Raw genomic sequence first — 19845 nt, 5'->3', positions numbered from 1 at the left:
AGCAACCACTCAAGGTTTTGCTGGATGTTTGTACAGTTGATTTGGTGCTGGCCCCGAACCAGGCTCAGCGCCTAGACTTTGTCGATCTTCAGCACAGGAATAGCCCGTGACCACCATTTTCTGGTACGACTATGAAACCACCGGCATCAACCCGCGCAGTGATCGACCGCTCCAGGTAGCGGGGATTCGTACGGATCTCGAACTCAACGAGGTCGGCCCGCCGGTCAACATCTACTGTCAGCCCAGCGACGATATCCTGCCCCATCCCGCCGCGTGCGCGATTACAGGGATCACCCCCGCCATATTGGCCGAAAAGGGCCTGGCCGAGGCTGATTTCATGACCCGCGTACATGCCGAACTGGCAACTCCGGGAACATGTGGTGCCGGCTATAACACATTGCGGTTTGACGATGAAATGACGCGCTACAGCCTGTATCGCAACTTCTTCGACCCTTACGCGCGCGAATGGCAGGGCGGTAACAGTCGTTGGGACTTGATCGATGTGGTTCGCACCGCCTACGCCCTGCGTCCGGAAGGCATCGATTGGCCGCAGCAGGACGGGCGTGTGACCCTCAAGCTTGAACGTTTGACGGCTGCCAACGGCATCGATCATGGGCAGGCCCACGATGCGTTATCCGACGTGCGCGCCACGATCGCCCTGGCTAGATTGGTGCGCGAGAAGCAGCCAAAATTGTACGACTGGCTGTTTCAATTACGCAGTAAACAGCGAGTGATGGACCAGGTGCGCCTGTTGCAACCAATGGTGCACATATCAGGGCGTTTTTCCGCCGAGCGTCATTACCTTGGCGTTGTCCTGCCCTTGGCTTGGCATCCGCGCAACCGCAACGCGTTGATTGTCTGCGACCTTGGCCTGGACCCTCAGGGGCTGCTTGACGCTGACGCCGCCACCTTGCGCCAACGCCTGTACACCCGTCGTGATGACCTTGCCGAAGGTGAGTTGCCGGTGCCGCTGAAGCTGGTGCATATCAATCGCTGCCCAGTTGTCGCGCCCTTGAACGTATTGCGGGTCGAAGATCGTGAACGCCTGCAATTGGATATGGACATTTATCAGGCGCGCGCGCTGCGGCTAACTGACGCACAGGAACTGTGGCGCGATAAGTTGGCGGTCATTTATGCCGACGAAGATTTTTCAGGGAATACCGACCCGGAACAGCAGCTTTACGACGGCTTTATTGGCGATCGTGATCGACGCTTATGTGAACAAGTCCGGATGGCAGAGCCCGAGCAATTAGCAAGACAGCAGTGGCCTTTTGATGATCATCGATTGCCGGAATTATTATTTCGCTACCGAGCGCGTAACTTCCCCGATACGCTGAACAGCGAGGAGCTACAACGCTGGAAACTTTTCTGTCGGCAACGTTTGTCCAGCCCTGAATTTGGCGCTCCCAATACCCTTGAGGCATTTAATCAGGCGCGGCAGGAGTTGGCTGTTAGTGCGACGCCGTTGCAGCAGCAGGTGCTGGTGCAGTGGCAGGAATATGCCGATGCTTTAGCGGCCCGTGTGAATCTGTAATTAGGTTGTGCAGAATTGACGGCCAATAAAAAACGCCAGCAAGCTGGCGTTTTTAATGTGTTGCGTATCAGGCGCAGGCCTGGCAAAGCTTAGCCCAGCAGGGTAGCCCAGCCTTCAACCACGTCACCGCCCCACTTGGCTTTCCACTCTTTCAGCGTTTTGTGGTTGCCACCTTTGGTTTCAATCACTTCGCCGTTGTGCGGGTTTTTGTATTGTTTGACCTTGCGAGCACGCTTGGTACCGGTAGTTTTCACGGCGCCACGAGGTGCTTTAACTTTCGACTCTGGATCCAGCAGCGCGATGATGTCACGCAGGGATTTGGAGTATTCACCCATGAGGGTGCGCAGTTTGCCTTCGAATTCCAGCTCGGTTTTCAGCTTGTCGTCTTGGGACAGGTTCTTCAAACGGGCTTGCAGCTCTTTGATAGCTTCTTCGGTGGCACGGTATTCGTTGATCAGAGACATGTGGACTACCTTATGTAGAACGCTGATTGACAGGGACAGTGGCCCAATAATAGTCAGGCAGTTTCCCCAAGTAAACATTTAGGTCGCATTTATGTGAATTACTTTGAATGTTTTTAGCACACCTAATGCAATCGAGTTAATTATCACGGTGTAAACCTAAAGATAATATTGCTGACATCAGGGAACAGCCTTGGGTACAGTAAATTCATAGTAGCGGTGGTAATCCTTGGGTTGGCGAGGGGGAGGTCGCGGGCAGGTGAACAGAATAAGCGCTAACGAATACTGCAGTTTTCCTGCGTAATCGCTAGAATGGCGGCCTTTGCGAAGTTCTGGAGTTTCCCCCTAATGCGCACTTTTCGGCTGGTGATTGCTTGCCCGGACCGGGTCGGCATCGTTGCCAAAGTCAGTAATTTTCTGGCCTCCCACAACGGTTGGATCACCGAGGCGAGCCATCACTCGGACAATCTCAGCGGTTGGTTCTTCATGCGTCATGAAATCCGTGCCGACACGCTGCCCTTTGGCCTTGAGGCTTTTCGCGAGGCCTTTGCGCCAATCGCCGAAGAGTTTTCGATGACCTGGCATATCACCGACACCGAGCAGAAGAAGCGCGTGGTGTTGATGGCCAGTCGCGAATCCCACTGCCTGGCCGACTTGCTGCACCGCTGGCACAGTGATGAGCTGGACTGCGAGATCGCGTGTGTAATCTCCAACCATGACGACCTGCGCAGCATGGTCGAGTGGCACGGGATCCCGTACTACCACGTGCCGGTCAACCCACAGGACAAGGAGCCGGCGTTCGCCGAGGTTTCTCGCCTGGTCAAGCAGCATGAGGCTGATGTTGTGGTGCTGGCGCGCTACATGCAGATCCTGCCGCCGGAACTGTGCCGCGAATACGCCGGCAAGGTGATCAACATTCACCACAGCTTCCTGCCGTCATTTGTGGGGGCCAAGCCATACCACCAGGCGTCCCTGCGGGGCGTGAAGTTGATTGGCGCAACCTGCCATTACGTCACCGAAGAGCTGGACGCCGGTCCGATCATCGAGCAGGACGTAGTGCGCGTCAGCCATAGCGACAGCATTGAGGACATGGTGCGCTTCGGCCGCGATGTCGAGAAAATGGTGCTGGCCCGTGGCCTGCGTTACCACCTGGAAGACCGCGTGCTGGTACACGGCAACAAGACTGTCGTGTTCTGATCAAGGCGTTCTGATTGAAGAATGAAGGGCCTGGGCGTTAAATCGCTGCAGGCCCTTTTTCTTTGTGTGCCATTGAGGATTGACCGATGAGTGACCCACTGGACAAAGCCACCTCCAAAGCACCTGCGACATTGGGTGAAGGGTGCTTGAGCCGGTACGATCCGGATGACCTGGACAGTGAAGACGGCACCGAATTTCCGGGTGCCGCCGAGCTGTGGGAGCGTGAGCAGGCCAAACCGGATCCCGCTGCTGAATAAAGCAGATCAGATCCGGAAGCTGCCCACCAATTGTTTCAACCGTGCCGCCTGCTGTTCCAGGTCGGTGCACGCGCGCAGGGTGGAGTGCAGGTTTTCCACGCCTTCTTGATTGAGGGTGTTGATCTCGGTGATGTCCATGTTGATTGACTCCACCACCGAGGTCTGTTCCTCCGTCGCAGTCGCCACCGACTGGTTCATGCCGTCGATCTCGCCAATGCGTTGAGTCACGCTGTTGAGGCGCTCACCCGCCAGGTTGGCAATCTCTACGCTGTCATGGCTGTGGCGCTGGCTTTCGCTCATGGTGCTCACCGACTCCCGCGCGCCGACTTGCAGTTCCTCGATCATCTTTTGTACTTGTTGCGCCGATTCCTGGGTGCGGTGCGCCAGGTTGCGCACTTCGTCGGCGACGACCGCAAACCCGCGTCCGGCTTCACCGGCACGGGCCGCTTCGATGGCAGCGTTCAACGCCAGCAGGTTGGTTTGCTGGGAAATGCTGGTGATCACTTCGAGAATCTGGCCGATGTTCACGGTCTTGCTGTTAAGCGCTTCGATATTGCTGCTGGAGGCGCTGATCATTGCAGACAACTGAGTCATCGCCTTGATATTGCGCTCAACCACCTGTTGACCGTCTTCGGCCAAGTGCCGTGCATCGCTGGCCTGGTTGGAGGCCTGCGCAGCGTTGCGTGCGATTTCCTGGGCGGCGGCGCCCAGCTCGTTGATGGCGGCAGCCACGCTGTTGGTGCGGTTGGCCTGTTCGTCAGAGTTGACCATCGACGAGTTGGACGCGCTGACCACCCGCAGTGCCACTTCATTCACGTGCTCGGTGGCTGAGGACACTTCGCGGATGGACGTGTGAATCCGCTCTACGAAGCGGTTGAAGGCATTGCCCAGAGTGCCGAATTCATCGTGGTTCTGGATGGTCAGGCGGCGCGTCAGGTCACCCTCGCCGTCGGCGATGTCCTGCATGGCACGGGTCATCACATGCAGTGGTTGCAACAAGACACGAATCAGCATGCCCAGCAAGGCAATGATGATCACCACGGCAATGATCGTGGCGATCACCGCCGAGGTGCGGAATTCGCTGAGCATGGCGTAGGATTTATCTTTATCCACCGAAATACCCAAGTACCAGTTCACCGACGGCAGGCCTTTGATCGGTGTGAAGGTCACGATGTTGTCCTTGCCGTTGGCTTCGACTTCACTGAAGTCGCCACTGATCTTCGGCGTATGTTTTGGATACACATCGGCCAGGGTTTTCATCACCAGGTTTTTGTCCGGGTGTACCAGCACTTTGCCGTCGGCGCTGACCAGGAACGCATAGCCCATGCCGCCGAAGTTCAGCGCGCCAATGTTATCCACCAGGGTTTGCAGGCTCAGGTCACCGCCCACCACGCCAATGCTCTGGCCGCCTTTGGCGCTGGGGGTGGCGATGGAAATGATCAATTGCCCGGTAGCGGCATCAATGTACGGCTCGGTCAGGGTCGAGCCGTTGCTGTTCTGGGCGCCCTTGTACCAGGGGCGAACCCGTGGGTCGAAGCCGTCCGGCATCTTGGTGTCGGGGCGGATGGTGAAAGCCCCTTTGCTGTCACCCACGTAGGTCGCCATGAAGGAGGATGTCAGGCTTTTCTGTTCCAGCAGGCTGGCAACGGTCGAAGGCTCAGGGTTGATGGCGATGTTTTGTGCGGCGTTTTCCACCAGCGCAATGCGCCCGGTCAGCCAGGTCTGAATGTTGCTGGCGGTGACATCGCCCATTTCGTGAAGGTAATTGTTGAGGTCGTCACGGATAGCGTTACGTTGTAGGTAGTCGTTGTAGAGGGTGAACAGGGCAAAGGCCGCGATGACGATAAGGGAGGCTGCAAGCAGGATCTTGTGGCTGAAGCGCAGATTTTTATTCATAGCTTGAAGGGTCCGCTAAGGTCTTAATATCCGAAGCGCGTCCTTGTGGAACACGCGAAAGGGTGCGTAAAAAAAGTTTGATATTTCCGTTGGTCCCTGTAGGAACTATCTGAGCGATTTTTAGACTTTATGGGTCTCACATCTTTCTTATCGACCTGGCGACACTAAAGCTTAACCATGGGTGACGAAATGCCTGATTCCACGCAACTCCTAATCGGTGCCGGTCTTGATGGCCAGCCCATTGCCCAGGCCATGCGCCTGGCCAACCGCCACGGGCTGATCGCCGGCGCCACGGGCACCGGCAAGACCGTCACGTTGCAACGCCTGGCTGAAGCCTTCAGTGATGCGGGCGTGGCGGTATTTGCGGCGGACATCAAAGGTGACCTCTGTGGCCTGGGTGCCGCTGCCAATCCTCAGGGCAAGGTGGCCGAGCGTATTGCCGGAATGCCTTTCCTTAATTACACGGCCAAGGCGTATCCCGTTACGTTGTGGGATATCCACGGGCAGTCCGGTCATCCGTTGCGCACCACCATCAGTGAAATGGGGCCGTTGTTGCTGGGCAGTCTGCTGGAACTGACTGACAGCCAGCAGTCGGCCTTGTACGCAGCGTTCAAGGTGGCGGATCGCGAAGGCCTGTTGCTGCTGGACCTCAAGGACCTCAAGGCACTGCTCAACCATCTACGCTATCATCCGGAACTGCTCGGTGAAGACGCGGCGCTGATGACCACCGGTTCCAGCCAGGCGCTGTTGCGGCGCCTGGCTGTCTTGGAACAGCAGGGGGCGGAGGCGCTGTTTGGCGAGCCGGCCCTGCAGCTTGAAGACATCTTGCAGCCCACGGCTGACGGGCGTGGGCGCATCCACTTGCTGGACGCCAGCCGCCTGGTGCATGAGGCGCCGAAGGTGTATGCGACCTTCCTGCTGTGGCTGTTGGCGGAGTTGTTCGAGCAGTTGCCGGAGCGCGGCGACGCGGATAAACCACTGCTGGCGCTGTTCTTCGACGAGGCACATTTATTGTTTGCCGACACGCCCAAGGCATTGCAAGAGCGCCTGGAGCAAGTGGTGCGGCTGATTCGTTCCAAAGGCGTGGGTGTGTATTTCGTCACTCAATCGCCGGGCGACCTGCCGGACACTGTGCTGGCGCAACTTGGTTTACGGGTGCAGCACGGCCTGCGGGCGTTCACCACGAAAGAGCAGAAATCCCTCAGGGCGGTAGCGGACGGTTTCCGGCCCAACCCGACATTCGATGCCTTGTCAGTGTTGACCGAGCTGGGCACGGGTGAGGCGTTGGTGGGTACGTTGCAGGAAAAAGGCACGCCGGAAGTCGTCCAGCGCGTACTGGTCGCGCCACCGCAATCGCGGATCGGGCCGCTCAGCACGGCGGAGCGCGCCGCACTGGTGGCGAGTTCGCCGTTGCAGGGCCGCTATGACAAGCCGATTGATCGGGAGTCTGCCTATGAAGTGCTGATGGCGCGTAAGGAACTGGGTACCACGGAAGAGGCCAGTCAGCCCGCCGAGGAGCCCAGCTTCACGGACAAGGCGGGTGCGTTCCTCGGAACCGCCGCAGGCAAGGCGCTGAAATCAGCCATGCAGCAGGCAGCCAATCAGATGGGGCGCCAATTGGTACGGGGTTTGTTGGGGTCTTTGTTGGGCGGCAGCAAGCGCAAATAGCGCTTCAGGCCTTGGGCTTGCCATGGGCGGCCAGGCGCTCAAGCGCGGCGCGCAAGCCTGGATCGCTGATGCCGTCGGCCGTGGCCTGAATAGTCTCGGCCGCATTTTCCGACAGGTCCATAGTATGGCCGGCTGCCCCTTGCTGCACGGTCGGTGGTTGCACCTTGAACTGGATGCGGGTCAGGCTGGCGAACTCATCGAATGCCATCAATTGACGCTGCAGACGTTTTTGCTGATAGCGCAACCGGGTGGCCCAATGACCGTCGGTGACAATTAACAGCAAATTACCCTCACGCCACGACGCTACATGGCAGTGCTCGCGGGCGGCGGGTTGCAGTTGGCTTTCGAGCAGGCGTTGCAGGTGGCCCAAGCGTTGCGCATGGCCAAAGATGGCTTTCAACGGCTTGGCTTCGCGAAGCAACACGCTGGGTGCGCGGGCTGTAAGAGGGCGAAATGCCATGATTGGACACCTTAAGTAACAGAGCGGCCATCTTAGCAGAATGCGTCTGCGCGGCCCCGGACAATGCATTGCCGGGGGGTTTCCCATGAAATCAATCGGCTCCATGGGTTGAAGTTCGCGCAAAAGCCCTTATTTTAAACAAGCCCTCTCACAGCACCATGCCAGCGTCGGGGAACAACGCCACTTTCCTCACCCACGATTCCGGGTAGAATGCGCGTTCGCATGCGGCCGTGAGGGCTGCTCGGGCCACTCACGGTGCGCCCTCCATCCCTATGTGTGGAAGAACCTGCCGATATGTTTGCGCCTTTGTTAAAGAAACTTTTTGGAAGCAAGAATGAGCGCGAAGTCAAACGCATGCTCAAGACGGTGCAGCTGGTCAATGCCTTCGAAGAGCAGATGGTTGCCCTGTCGGACGAGCAATTGCGCGCCAAGACCCAAGAGTTCAAGGCCCGCATAGCTAAAGGTGAAACCCTCGACAAGCTGCTTCCCGAAGCCTTTGCGGTCGCCCGTGAAGCCGGTAAGCGTGTCATGGGCATGCGCCACTTCGACGTCCAGTTGATCGGCGGCATGACCTTGCATGAAGGCATGATTGCCGAAATGCGTACCGGTGAAGGCAAGACCCTGGTCGCGACCCTGGGTGTTTACCTCAACGCACTGTCCGGCAAGGGCGTGCACGTTGTGACGGTGAACGACTACCTGGCTCGCCGGGACGCCAACTGGATGCGCCCGCTGTATGAATACCTCGGCCTGACCGTCGGTGTGGTCACACCGTTCCAGCCGCCGGAAGAGAAGCGCGCTGCCTACGCGTGCGACATTACCTACGGCACCAACAACGAATTCGGTTTCGACTACCTGCGCGACAACATGGCGTTCAGCATGGATGAAAAATTCCAGCGCGAACTCAACTTTGCCGTGATCGACGAAGTCGACTCCATCCTCATCGACGAAGCCCGCACCCCACTGATCATCTCCGGCCAGGCCGAAGACAGCTCGCGCCTCTACACCGAGATCAACAAGTTGATCCCGCGTCTGGAGCAGCACATCGAGGAAGTGGAAGGCGTGGTGACCAAAGAAGGTCACTTCTCCATCGACGAGAAGACCCGTCAGGTCGAACTCAACGAGGCGGGTCACCAGTTCGTCGAAGACATGCTGACCCAGATCGGCCTGCTGGCTGAAGGCGAAAGCCTGTACTCGGCGCACAACCTGGGCCTGCTGACCCACGTGTACGCCGGCCTGCGCGCCCACAAGCTGTTCCATCGCAACGTTGAATACATCGTGCAGGATGGCCAGGTGGTACTGGTCGACGAACACACCGGTCGTACCATGCCGGGTCGTCGTCTGTCCGAAGGCCTGCACCAGGCTATCGAAGCCAAGGAAGTGCTCAACATCCAGGCCGAAAGCCAGACGTTGGCCTCTACCACCTTCCAGAACTACTTCCGTCTGTACAACAAACTGTCCGGCATGACCGGTACAGCGGACACCGAAGCGTTCGAATTCCACCAGATCTACAGCCTGGCCGTGATGGTGATTCCACCGAACAAGCCGCTGGCACGTAAAGACTTCAACGACCTGGTGTTCCTGACCGCCGAAGAGAAATACGCGGCGATCATCAACGACATCAAGGACGGCCTGGCCCAGGGCCGCCCGATCCTGGTGGGTACCGCAACCATCGAGACTTCCGAGCACGTGTCCAACCTGCTCAACAAGGAAGGCATCGAGCACAAGGTCCTCAACGCCAAGTTCCACGAAAAAGAAGCAGAGATCATTGCCCAGGCCGGTCGCCCAGGCGCGCTGACCATCGCCACCAACATGGCCGGTCGTGGTACCGACATCCTGTTGGGCGGTAACTGGGAAGTGGAAGTGGCGTCCCTGGACAACCCGACTCCTGAGCAGATCGCCCAGATCAAGGCTGACTGGCAGAAGCGCCACCAGGCCGTGTTGGAGTCCGGTGGCCTGCAGGTGATTGCGTCCGAGCGTCACGAATCGCGCCGTATCGACAACCAGCTGCGTGGTCGTGCCGGCCGTCAGGGTGACGCCGGTTCCAGCCGCTTCTACCTGTCCCTGGAAGACAGCCTGATGCGCATCTTCGCCTCGGATCGGGTGAAGAACTTCATGAAAGCCCTGGGCATGCAGTCCGGTGAAGCGATCGAGCACCGCATGGTGACCAACGCCATCGAGAAGGCGCAGCGCAAGGTTGAAGGCCGTAACTTCGACATTCGCAAGCAACTGCTTGAGTTCGATGACGTCAACAACGAACAGCGTAAAGTGATCTATCACATGCGTAACACGTTGCTGGCCGCCGACAACATTGGCGAGACCATCGCCGATTTCCGCCAGGACGTGCTCAACGCCACCGTCAGCGCACATATCCCGCCACAATCCCTGCCAGAGCAGTGGGATGTTGCCGGTCTGGAAGCCGCGTTGAAGAGCGACTTCGGTGTCGACTTGCCGGTCCAGCAATGGCTCGACGAAGACGATCACCTGTACGAAGAGACGCTGCGCGAGAAGCTGATGACCGAGCTGCTGGCCGCGTACAACGAGAAAGAAGAGCAAGCGAGTGCCGAGGCACTGCGCACCTTCGAGAAACAAATCGTGCTGCGCGTGCTGGACGACCTGTGGAAAGACCACTTGTCGACCATGGACCACCTGCGTCACGGCATCCACCTGCGTGGCTACGCCCAGAAGAACCCGAAGCAGGAGTACAAGCGCGAGTCGTTCACGCTGTTCTCCGAGTTGCTGGATTCGATCAAGCGCGATTCGATTCGTGTGCTGTCCCACGTTCAGGTGCGTCGCGAAGACCCGATCGAGGAAGAAGCCCGCCTGCGTCAGGAAGCCGAAGCACTGGCGGCGCGCATGCAGTTCCAGCATGACGAAGCGCCGGGTCTGGAAGCACCTGAAGTGTTGGGTGAAGAGGTCGATGTGGCCTTGGCTCAGGCTCCGGTTCGCAATGATCAGAAGCTGGGCCGCAACGAACTGTGCTACTGCGGTTCGGGCAAGAAATTCAAACACTGCCATGGCCAGATCGAATAAGATTTTCGCCTGACGCTGCAATACCCTGCGCCGCGACCGGCCTCTGCCGTCGCGGCGTTTTGCCATTAATTTCACCGTCGATTACGACGGCACAGACATCATCTATTTATAAGGAGCGCGTTCATGGCTGTTGGTCTTGGTCCTTTGCCCACATTGCACCCGGTTGCCGGTTTTGAGCTCGGTATCGCGTCGGCCGGCATCAAACGCCCGGGGCGCAAGGATGTGGTGGTGATGCGCTGTGCCGAAGGTTCGACCGTCGCCGGTGTGTTCACCCTCAACGCCTTCTGCGCCGCTCCGGTGATCCTGGCCAAGCAGCGTGTTGCCGGCACCATCCGTTACCTGCTGACCAACACCGGCAATGCCAACGCTGGCACCGGTGAGCCGGGTTTGGTTGCAGCAGCGCGTACCTGCGCCAAGCTGGCCGAGTTGACCGGCGTGGATGCCAGCCAAGTGCTGCCGTACTCCACCGGCGTCATCGGCGAGCCGCTGCCGGTGGAGAAAATCGAAGGCGCCTTGCAAGCCGCGTTGGACGACCTGTCTGTGGATAACTGGGCGGCCGCCGCCACTGGCATCATGACCACCGATACCCTGCCCAAAGGCGCGAGCCGTCAGTTCGTGCACGACGGTGTGACTGTTACCGTCACGGGTATCAGCAAGGGCGCGGGCATGATTCGCCCGAACATGGCCACCATGCTCGGCTACATCGCCACCGACGCCAAAGTCTCCCGCGACGTGCTGCACAGCCTGATCCTGGATGGCGCCAACAAATCGTTCAACCGCATCACCATCGATGGCGATACCTCGACCAACGACTGCTGCATGCTGATCGCCACCGGCCAGGCCAACCTGCCGCAAATCACCGAGGCCAGCGGCCCGTTGTTCGCAGCATTGAAGCAGGCGGTGTTTGAAGTCTGCATGGACGTGGCCCAGGCCATCGTGCGTGACGGCGAAGGCGCCACCAAGTTCGTGACGGTTGAAGTCAACGGCGGCGGCAATCACCAGGAATGCCTGGATGTCGGCTACACCGTGGCCCACTCGCCGCTGATCAAGACTGCACTGTTCGCCTCCGATCCGAACTGGGGTCGCATCCTCGCCGCCGTCGGCCGTGCCGGTGTGCCGGACCTGGACGTGAGCAAGATCGACGTTTTCCTCGGTGATGTGTGCATCGCCAGCCGTGGCGCCCGCGCCGAGAGCTACACCGAAGCCCAGGGTTCGGCGGTGATGCAGCAGGAAGAAATCACCATCCGCATTGAGTTGGGTCGCGGCGACTGCAGCGAAACCATCTGGACCACCGACCTGTCCCACGAATACGTGAAGATCAACGCGGAATACCGTACCTGAGCCTGGAGGATAAGCGCGGTGAAACGAGTGCATGTAGCAGCAGCGGTGATCCGCGGTGTCGATGGCAGGATCCTGCTGGCGCGCCGCGCCGATACTCAGCATCAGGGCGGTCTCTGGGAGTTTCCCGGCGGCAAGGTCGAGGCGGGCGAGTCCGTCGCTACGGCCTTGTCCCGCGAGTTGCAGGAAGAACTGGGCATCCAGGTGACCACGGCGCGGCCGTTGATCAAGGTGCAGCATGACTACCCGGACAAGCAGGTGTTGCTGGATGTCTGGGAAGTCTCGGCCTTTACCGGCGAGCCCCACGGTGCCGAAGGGCAACCCCTGGAGTGGGTGGCACCTCGGGATCTGATCAATTACGAGTTCCCGGCCGCTAACGCTCCAATCGTTGCCGCCGCGCGCTTGCCCGCCGATTACCTGATTACCCCCGGCGAGCTGGAAACCCCGACCCTGTTGCGCGGGATTCAGAAGGCTATCGCGGGTGGCATCAAGCTGGTCCAACTGCGTGCGCCCAACGGTTACGACCCTAAATATCGCGACTTGGCGGTGGATGCGGTGGGGCTGTGTGCGGGCAAGGCACAGTTGATGCTCAAGGGACCGTTTGAATGGTTGGGGGATTTCCCTGCGGCCGGTTGGCACATGACCTCGGCCCAATTGCGCAAATACGCGAGCAAGGGCCGGCCGTTGCCGAAAGACCGTTGGTTGGCGGCGTCCTGCCACAACGCTGAGGAACTGGCGCTGGCAGAAATGATGGACGTGGATTTTGTCACGCTGTCGCCGGTGCAGCCGACCCAGAGCCACCCAGATGCCCAGCCTTTGGGTTGGGAGCAGGCGGCGGAGTTGATTCGTGGGTTCAGCAAGCCGGTGTTTCTGTTGGGCGGGGTTGGACCTGCAGAGCGGGAACAGGCTTGGGAAGCCGGGGCTCAAGGTGTTGCTGGGATTCGGGCGTTCTGGCCTGAGGGTTGATGTTGTCCTGACTGGCCTCATCGGGGGCGAGCCCCCTCCCACACTTGAATGCATTCACAAATCAAGGGTGGGAGGGGGCTTGCCCCCGATAGGGCCCTAAAGGTCACCCAAAAAACATCAGTGTGGCTTGGCGGCAGCTTGCCACAGCACTTCAGCCACACCCTGGCGGCTGGCGATCACTCGCGCCGCCACAAACAGCAAGTCCGACAGCCGATTGATATACGCCAGCCCCACGCCCTCCAACGGCTCCACTGCATTGAGGTGCTGACAACGTCGTTCTGCAGTGCGCGCCAGGCTGCGACATACATGGGCCTGGGCGATCAGCGCCGAGCCACCGGGCAGGATGAAGTTCTCCAGCGGCCCGACCTCGTCATTCCAGCGATCAATCGCGGCCTCCAGCCGATCCACTTCCGCTGCGTTCAACGCCTTGTACACCGGCATCGCCAGCTCACCGCCGAGGTCGAACAGTCGATGTTGGCAGGGCGCCAGCACCTCGATCACATCTTTCAGTTCTGGATGCTTGCCGCTCTGTTCTTCCAGCCCCGCCAGCAATAGTCCCAGCTGGCCGTTCAACGTATCGACTTCGCCGATGGCCTCCACGCGCGGGTGGTCCTTGGGCACACGGCGGCCGTCGCCGAGGCCGGTTTCGCCCTTGTCTCCGGTGCGGGTGTAAATCTTCGACAGGCGAAAGCCCATGGTCAGTGCTCCAGTTGGGTCAGTTCGTAGGGCGGCAGTTGGCTGCCGGCCAAGGGTAAGCGCAGGGTAAAGCAGGTGCCCTGGCCGAGAGTGGAGTGCACCTCCATCTGGCCTTTGTGATTGTTGGTGATGATGAAGTACGACACTGAGAGCCCAAGCCCGGTGCCCTGGCCGATTTCCTTGGTGGTGAAGAACGGTTCGAAGGTGCGTTTGCGCACGTTTTCACTCATGCCAATGCCGTTGTCTTCCACCTGGATCTCTGCCCACGGCGGGTTGAGACGTGTGCGCAGGATGATGCGCCCCGGTTCGCGATCGTCTTCACGTAAGTGAATGGCCTGGGCCGCGTTTTTCAGCAGGTTGAGCAGCACTTGTTCCAGTTCGTTGGCGGTGCCCGGCACCGGACCCAACTGTGGGTCGAACTGGCGGGTGATCGCCTGGCCCTTGAAGTCGAAGCCGATGGCCAGGTCGAAGTCGTTGCCGGCAATTTCCACGGCCTGGTCGATCAGCGCTGGCAGGTCGCAAGGCGCCATCTGCCGGTTGCTGCGGCGGCTGAAGCTGAGCATATGGGTAACGATCTTGGCCGCCCGCGCTCCAGCCTGCTGGATACCGTCGAGGAGTTGCGGCACCTCACGGCCTTCAAGGTAGCGGTTGACGATGTCCAGCTCGATACCTGCCTGCTCGGCGTATTCCAGGTTCTTGGGCAGGTCGGACGACAACCGGCGTCGGATGTTTTGCACGTTATGCAGGATCGCCCCCAGCGGGTTGTTGATCTCGTGGGCCATGCCGGCGGCAAGCCCGCCGACCGAGAGCATTTTTTCCGACTGCACCATCATTTCTTCCAGGGACAGGCGCTGGGTGATGTCGTCGATGCGGATTACCACGCCACGCCCGGCGCCGCCCATCAGTGGGTAGAAGGTCAGGGCGTAATGCTTGGGCTCGTCGTCCTTGATCCAGGTGACGCGCTCGATGCGCTCTACCGTGTGTTGCTCCACCGTGGCCTTGATCTGCGGCAGGTAGGGTTTGAGCGGTTGGAACGCGAGGTAGATCGGCTGATTCAAGGCCTCGTCCAGACGTGTACCGGAAAGCGCGCTGGCTTCCTGGTTCCACTGGGTGACATAGAGCTGCTCGTCCAGGGCGATCAGTGCCGACGGCATCGAGTCGATGATGCTGTTCAGGTAATTCTGAAAACCGGTGAGTTTTTTCTCGATCTTGCTGCGAACCTGGACTTCCAGCTCCAGTTTCCGGTTGGTGTGGCGGGTCTCTTCGGCCAGGCCTTGGGCTTGGTCGTAAGCCGCTTGAGAGTCGTCCCGTGCGCGCTTGAGTTGTTGTTCGCGGGCTTCGATGCGCGACAGCATGGTGTTGAAGGCTTCGGCCAGGCTGCCGATTTCATCGTGGTTGCCACGGCCGGCGCGCAGGGCGTAGTTCTCTTCGCGGGTGACCTGGCGTGACAGTTCTTCCAGCTCGTGGATCGGCCGGGTGATCAGGCGTTTGATCTGCCGGGCGATGATCAGCCACAGCAACACGCTGAAAATCAGGATCCCCAGGCTCGCCGTCAGCGTACCGGTGTAGAAGGCCACCGGCAGCTCACTGCTGGCCACCAGCAGCAAGTGCCCGGAAGGCTGGCCAGCGCGGGGCAGGGTGATGATCTGGTTGCTGCGAAACTCCGTCACGCGCCACGCCTCGATATGCCGATAGTTGTCTGGCAGGTGCAGGCGGTCACCGTGTTGCATCTGCGCCAGGCGGTTGCCTTCGCCGTCATACAGCGCGGCGGCACGCAATGGCGAATAGCTGGTCAGCTCACTGAGCAAGGCGTCGGCGTTGGCGGGGGATTCGAGGGCTTCGGCGGCAAGGGCGGGGTTGGAGACCAGGCGACCGATGGCCTGCAGGGCCTGGGGCGCCATGCTTTCCTGGGAGATCCAATAGGCGGCGCTGATAAACGTCAGGTTGGCCACCAGCAATACGGTGGTCAACAACACCAGCAGGGCCGCCAGCAGTTTCTGCCCTACCGGTAGATTTTCAAGACGCTGGCGCAGTGGCATCAGGGTTTTCCCAGGTGATAGACAGGTAGGCAGGGTAGCGCGTGCCTCAGTCGCTGGCCAATCCGTGTGCGCGCAAATGCTCGACCAGGCGCGCTTGCAACTGTTGCAGGTGCGGCAACACCAATTGATGGCGGGCCGCTGCCTGGCAGGCGTAGCCCAGCAGGTAGCTGATCTCGGTACGCCGTGCGTTGGCCACGTCCTGGTGCATGGACGAGTAATTGGCCGCCGTGGCCTGGATCACCCGCAGCACTTCGCTGTGCAGGTCCTGTGCGGCGGCGGGCTGGCCGCAGCATTCGAGCAGCTCGGCCAGTTCAGCGCACAAGGTCGCCACTTCACACGCGTGGGCTTGCAAGCCGCCGTTGCGGCACTGGTAAAGCACGGTCAAGGGATTGATGGCGCAATTGAGCGCCAGCTTGCGCCACAGGCGCGTGAGGATATCGCTGGCCCAATCGTGGGGAATGCCGGCCGCTTGCAGGTCGTCCAGCCACAGCGGTGGCGTGGGGTGGCTCGCATCCCCCAGCCAGGTGTAGCCATGGCCGGCAAATACCACCCGCCAATCGCCTTCGCGAAACGCGCCTTCGGTACTTGAGGCATAGATGCAACGGGCCGACGGTACCTGTGCAGCCACTGCGTCCTGGCTGCCGAGGCCGTTTTGCAGCAGGATCAGTTCGGCGTCGGGCGCCAGTCGAGGTTGCAGCTGGGCAATGGCGCTTTGGGCGTCGTAGGCTTTGCACGCCACCAGCAAGCGATGAATCGGCTCTGGGCTGTCAGGCGTTTCGCCGACTACCGGGTAAGTCTGTTCCACACCCTGCTCGACTAGGGTCAGGCCCTGGCCGGCTCGATAGTCGGTCAGGCGCGCCTCATTGCGCAGGATCAGCCTGACGGGCACGCCTGCGCGCGCCAGCCGAGCGGCCCATAGGGTGCCCAGGCTGCCGGCGCCAAGAATATGCCAGGGGGTCGCCATCAGTGTGTACTCCATAAGCTCGCCAGCGGTGAACGGCGCGAAAGAACCGCTATAATGCCCCGGCATTTTAGCTCGGGCGCGCTCCATCTCTACTGAACCCGCCCCTTATATTGGAGAAATCACATGCCTTCGTTCGACGTGGTATCTGAACTGGACAAACACGAAGTCACCAACGCCGTCGAGAACGCCGTCAAGGAACTGGACCGTCGCTATGACCTGAAGGGCAAGGGCAGCTTCGAGTTCAAGGAAAAGGAACTGACCGTCAACCTGACCGCTGAAGCCGATTTCCAGCTGGAAGCGATGATCGAGATCCTCAAGCTGTCGCTGGTCAAGCGCAAGATCGACGCGCAGTGCCTTGAAATCAAGGACGCCTACGCTTCCGGCAAACTGATGAAGCAGGAAGCCGTGCTCAAGGAAGGCATCGACAAGGAGTTGGCAAAGAAGATCGTCGCTCATGTCAAGGACGCCAAGCTCAAAGTCCAGGCCGCCATCCAGGGCGAGCAGGTTCGTATCACCGGCAAGAAACGTGACGACCTGCAAGAGGCCATCGCGGCCCTGCGCGCCAAGACCTTCGACATGCCGCTGCAGTTCAATAACTTCCGCGACTGATGGCACCTTGGGGAACCCGTAGGCGATTTTGACGTCCCACGCCCCATAACCAGTGCCTACACTTGAGCCCTACGGGGCTCATTTGCGTTTTTAGGCAGTCAATAAAGCCGCACATCCGCCAAACAGGAGAAGCTACATGGATTTGAACGCTGAAATGGATCACTTGATCAAGACCTCACAGTCGTGGATCCCGATGATCATGGAATACGGCAGCCGGGTATTGCTGGCGGTGCTCACGCTGGCCATTGGCTGGTGGCTGATCAACGTATTGACCAATCGCGTGGGGCGCCTGCTGGCCATGCGCAATGCCGATCTTGCGTTGCAACACTTCATCACCAGCCTTGCGAATATCGCGCTCAAAGTCATGCTGGTGGTCAACGTGGCGTCGATGATCGGTGTGGCAACCACCTCGTTCGTCGCCGCGATTGGTGCCGCGACCCTGGCTATCGGCCTAGCGCTGCAAGGCAGCCTGGCGAATTTCGCCGGTGGCGTGCTGATTCTGTTGTTCCGCCCGTTCCGCATTGGTGACTGGATCGAAGCACAGGGCACCTCGGGCACTGTCGACAGCATCCAGATTTTCCACACCGTGCTGCGCACCGGTGACAACAAGACGGTGATTATTCCTAACGGCAGCCTGTCCAACGGCCTCATCACCAACACCAACCGTCAGCCGACCCGCAAGGTGGTGTTTGACGTGGGTGTGGATTACGACGCTGATTTGCAAAAAGCCCGTGAAGTGCTGCTGGAGCTGGCAAAAGATCCACGCGTGCTGACCGATCCGGCTGCGGTGGCAGTGGTTTCGACCCTGGGCGATAGCTCGATCACGGTTTCCCTGCGCTGCTGGACTAATACGCCGGATTATTGGGACGTAGTGTTCATGTTGAATGAACTGGCACGTGATCGCTTGAAGGCCGCTGGGATTGATATTCCGTTTCCGCAACGGGTGATTCGCGTGGTTCAGGAAGCTGCTGTGTAATCGGTCGCATTGTTAACTTGGCCACTCGGTCAGTTATAGCGGTTAAAAACAAGGGGCTTCAGGCCCCTTGTTTGTTGTCAGTCTCTATTTGGTAACTATCAAGTCCTAATTGTGTTGAGTGGCATAATTAGCGAAAGTGACTTGCTTAGTTAGCTTGCTATGTAAGTACTCGGTCCCATCAATACACTTTTTATTGGGCATAAAAAAACCGGCGACCTGATCAGGGCGCCGGTTTTTTATTAGCGTTACGCGTTAGCGCAATCAGCTGACCACTGAAATTACAAAATGCTCAGTGGGTATTCCACGATCACACGAGTGTCGATCAGGTTGTCGTAGTTGGTCGCACGGTAGTCGCTGTTGGTGCCGCTGTAGATCGCGTTACGTACGCGGAAGGACAGGCCTTTGGCCGGGCCTTCTTGCAGCACGTACTTGGCTTCCACGTCCCACTCGTGCTCTTTGCCATCGCTGGAATCGGCAACGGTAACGTTGCTACCGCGAGTGTAGCGGGTCATGAAGCTCAGGCCTGGCACGCCGAAGGAGGCCATGTTCAGGTCGTAGCGAGCTTGCCAGGACTTCTCGTCTTCGCCAACGAAGTCGGAGATCTGCACGGAGTTGGCCAGGTAAACGGTACCGCCACCGTCGACGCCGTAGTTGTAACCGGTTTTACCCGAGGACTGCTGGTAAGCCAGGGTGAACTTGTGGGCGTCGATGCTATAGGCAGCTGCCAAGCTCCAGACGCGGTTGTCCAGTTCGCCGGCCAGTTTCTTGCCGTCGTCATTGCTGCGGTAGCCGTTGAAGTCGAAACTCAACGATTGCTTGTCGCTCAGCGGCAGGGTGTAGAAGACGTTGACGTACTGCTTCTTCCAGTAGTCTTCAACATCGGACGCGTGGAACGCGAAAATGAAGTTCTCAAGACCCGAGTAGGTGAAGCCCGCGATGTTTGCTGCGGTCAGACCTGGGTTTTGCTTGCCGGTAACACGGCTGCGACCGTTGATGGTGTCGCGGCCCATACCGGTTTGCGCGCTCAATGCGCTGAAGCGGCCGGCGGTCAATTCGAGACCTTTGATCTCGTTGCTGGTGATCAAGGTGCCGGTGGCGACTTCAGGCAGCAGACGGCCGTCGTCGGTGGTGAAAACCGGGCTGGAAACGAATTGGTTGCCATATTTCAGTACGGTGTCGGAGATGCGCAGTTTCGCCGCACCAGCCACTTTGGACTGGGTGGTTTCTGGCTCGCCGGCGCCATTGGTTGCGAACAGGCCGTTACCGGCGCGGTCCGAAGTACCGTCGAGTCTGAAGCTGCCCATTGCCATGGCATCGATGCCGAAGCCGACGGTGCCTTGGGTGAAGCCGGATTGGTAGGTGACCAGCTCGCTGATGCCGGTGTCCTGGCGGTAGCCGCTGACTTTGTCGTCGGTACCGGTGGTGTAGGTACCGTTACCACGACGTACGTTGCCCACGCCGTCCTTGTAGTCACGGTTCATGTACATTGCACGGGTTTTCGCGGTCAGGGTGCTATCTTCGATAAAACCCTTTGCGTCGTCCTGGGAGGACGCGATTGCGAACTGCGAGGTGCCTGCAGAAACAGCCAGGGCGATCATGCTCCACTTCATCACGCGCATCGTGATTTGCTCCTTTGGTTTTCGGAAGAGTACTGCCGTCCCACCTGTATTTTTATCTGGGCGGCTCTTTCTTTTTTGTGTCGGCGCAAAGTTATATCACGCAGACTCTATTGACGATACTTACCAAACTTTCCT

16 protein-coding genes and 1 pseudogene are annotated in these 19845 nt (G+C 59.2%); 9 read left to right on the top strand and 8 right to left on the bottom strand.

Annotated elements, in window-relative coordinates:
* Positions 1-106 precede the first annotated feature (106 nt).
* On the top strand, positions 107-1534 hold the full coding sequence (gene sbcB, locus DNK50_RS25815; RefSeq protein ID WP_112196610.1) for an exodeoxyribonuclease I: 1428 nt from the start codon (positions 107-109) through the stop codon (positions 1532-1534).
* Positions 1535-1623: 89 nt separating this feature from the next.
* On the opposite strand, the gene mvaT is transcribed toward sbcB, so the two are convergent.
* Positions 1624-1998: a histone-like nucleoid-structuring protein MvaT gene (mvaT, locus tag DNK50_RS25810; RefSeq protein WP_003175830.1), complete on the bottom strand. Its 375-nt coding sequence runs from the start codon at positions 1996-1998 to the stop codon at positions 1624-1626.
* A gap of 345 nt (positions 1999-2343) precedes the next feature.
* On the opposite strand from mvaT, the gene purU reads away from it, so the two are divergent.
* The gene (gene purU, locus DNK50_RS25805) at positions 2344-3192 is read left to right on the top strand and encodes a formyltetrahydrofolate deformylase (RefSeq protein ID WP_015885632.1); all 849 of its coding nucleotides are present in this window, start codon (positions 2344-2346) and stop codon (positions 3190-3192) included.
* Between the two features lie 86 nt (positions 3193-3278).
* Positions 3279-3449 (top strand): hypothetical protein, encoded by a 171-nt coding sequence (locus DNK50_RS28990; protein ID WP_177411569.1) that lies wholly within the window; start codon positions 3279-3281, stop codon positions 3447-3449.
* A 6-nt stretch (positions 3450-3455) separates the two neighbouring features.
* Here DNK50_RS28990 and DNK50_RS29665 read toward each other — a convergent pair whose 3' ends face one another.
* Positions 3456-4220: a methyl-accepting chemotaxis protein gene (locus DNK50_RS29665; protein ID WP_371929531.1), complete on the bottom strand. Its 765-nt coding sequence runs from the start codon at positions 4218-4220 to the stop codon at positions 3456-3458.
* A gap of 141 nt (positions 4221-4361) precedes the next feature.
* Positions 4362-5201: pseudogene (locus tag DNK50_RS29660) on the bottom strand (cache and HAMP domain-containing protein); the annotation flags it as partial.
* Between the two features lie 333 nt (positions 5202-5534).
* Between DNK50_RS29660 and DNK50_RS25795 the strand changes: the two are divergent.
* Positions 5535-7013 carry a helicase HerA-like domain-containing protein gene (locus DNK50_RS25795; protein ID WP_099585631.1) on the top strand — a complete coding sequence of 493 codons (1479 nt, stop codon included), beginning with the start codon at positions 5535-5537 and terminating at the stop codon, positions 7011-7013.
* Between the two features lie 4 nt (positions 7014-7017).
* On the opposite strand, the gene DNK50_RS25790 is transcribed toward DNK50_RS25795, so the two are convergent.
* Positions 7018-7473: a DUF721 domain-containing protein gene (locus DNK50_RS25790; RefSeq protein WP_099585516.1), complete on the bottom strand. Its 456-nt coding sequence runs from the start codon at positions 7471-7473 to the stop codon at positions 7018-7020.
* A gap of 294 nt (positions 7474-7767) precedes the next feature.
* Here DNK50_RS25790 and secA point away from each other — a divergent pair, with 294 nt between their 5' ends.
* The 3 genes from secA (at position 7768) to DNK50_RS25775 (ending at position 12807) form a co-directional block, all read left to right on the top strand.
* Positions 7768-10503 (top strand): preprotein translocase subunit SecA, encoded by a 2736-nt coding sequence (gene secA, locus DNK50_RS25785; RefSeq protein WP_099585515.1) that lies wholly within the window; start codon positions 7768-7770, stop codon positions 10501-10503.
* 123 nt (positions 10504-10626) lie between these two features.
* Positions 10627-11844, top strand: a complete 1218-nt coding sequence (gene argJ / locus DNK50_RS25780) for a bifunctional glutamate N-acetyltransferase/amino-acid acetyltransferase ArgJ (protein ID WP_099585514.1) — start codon at positions 10627-10629, stop codon at positions 11842-11844.
* An 18-nt stretch (positions 11845-11862) separates the two neighbouring features.
* Positions 11863-12807: a Nudix family hydrolase gene (locus tag DNK50_RS25775; RefSeq protein ID WP_112196608.1), complete on the top strand. Its 945-nt coding sequence runs from the start codon at positions 11863-11865 to the stop codon at positions 12805-12807.
* A 117-nt stretch (positions 12808-12924) separates the two neighbouring features.
* On the opposite strand, the gene DNK50_RS25770 is transcribed toward DNK50_RS25775, so the two are convergent.
* Genes DNK50_RS25770 through DNK50_RS25760 form a run of 3 tightly spaced genes read right to left on the bottom strand, consistent with a single transcriptional unit; the run spans position 12925 to position 16506 of the window.
* Positions 12925-13503 carry a cob(I)yrinic acid a,c-diamide adenosyltransferase gene (locus DNK50_RS25770; RefSeq protein ID WP_112196607.1) on the bottom strand — a complete coding sequence of 193 codons (579 nt, stop codon included), beginning with the start codon at positions 13501-13503 and terminating at the stop codon, positions 12925-12927.
* Between the two features lie 2 nt (positions 13504-13505).
* Positions 13506-15542 carry an ATP-binding protein gene (locus tag DNK50_RS25765; RefSeq protein ID WP_099585511.1) on the bottom strand — a complete coding sequence of 679 codons (2037 nt, stop codon included), beginning with the start codon at positions 15540-15542 and terminating at the stop codon, positions 13506-13508.
* Positions 15543-15588: 46 nt separating this feature from the next.
* Positions 15589-16506 (bottom strand): putative 2-dehydropantoate 2-reductase, encoded by a 918-nt coding sequence (locus DNK50_RS25760; RefSeq protein WP_112196606.1) that lies wholly within the window; start codon positions 16504-16506, stop codon positions 15589-15591.
* A 123-nt stretch (positions 16507-16629) separates the two neighbouring features.
* Between DNK50_RS25760 and DNK50_RS25755 the strand changes: the two genes are divergently transcribed.
* Both DNK50_RS25755 and DNK50_RS25750 read left to right on the top strand, forming a co-directional pair.
* Entirely contained in the window at positions 16630-17115 is a 486-nt protein-coding gene (locus tag DNK50_RS25755; RefSeq protein ID WP_003209785.1) for a YajQ family cyclic di-GMP-binding protein, read from the top strand.
* A gap of 136 nt (positions 17116-17251) precedes the next feature.
* Positions 17252-18091, top strand: coding sequence for a mechanosensitive ion channel family protein (locus DNK50_RS25750; RefSeq protein ID WP_099585509.1), 840 nt, complete (start codon positions 17252-17254; stop codon positions 18089-18091).
* A 278-nt stretch (positions 18092-18369) separates the two neighbouring features.
* Here the strand turns inward: DNK50_RS25750 and DNK50_RS25745 are convergent, their stop codons facing one another.
* Entirely contained in the window at positions 18370-19710 is a 1341-nt protein-coding gene (locus DNK50_RS25745) for an OprD family porin (RefSeq protein WP_099585508.1), read from the bottom strand.
* Positions 19711-19845 lie beyond the last annotated feature (135 nt).

The organism is Pseudomonas sp. LG1E9 (genome assembly GCF_003290225.1).
Classification (GTDB): Bacteria; Pseudomonadota; Gammaproteobacteria; order Pseudomonadales; family Pseudomonadaceae; genus Aquipseudomonas; species Aquipseudomonas cyclaminis.
Note: the sequence above shows the minus strand (reverse complement) of the source record. Positions and strands in the feature narration are given on the sequence as shown.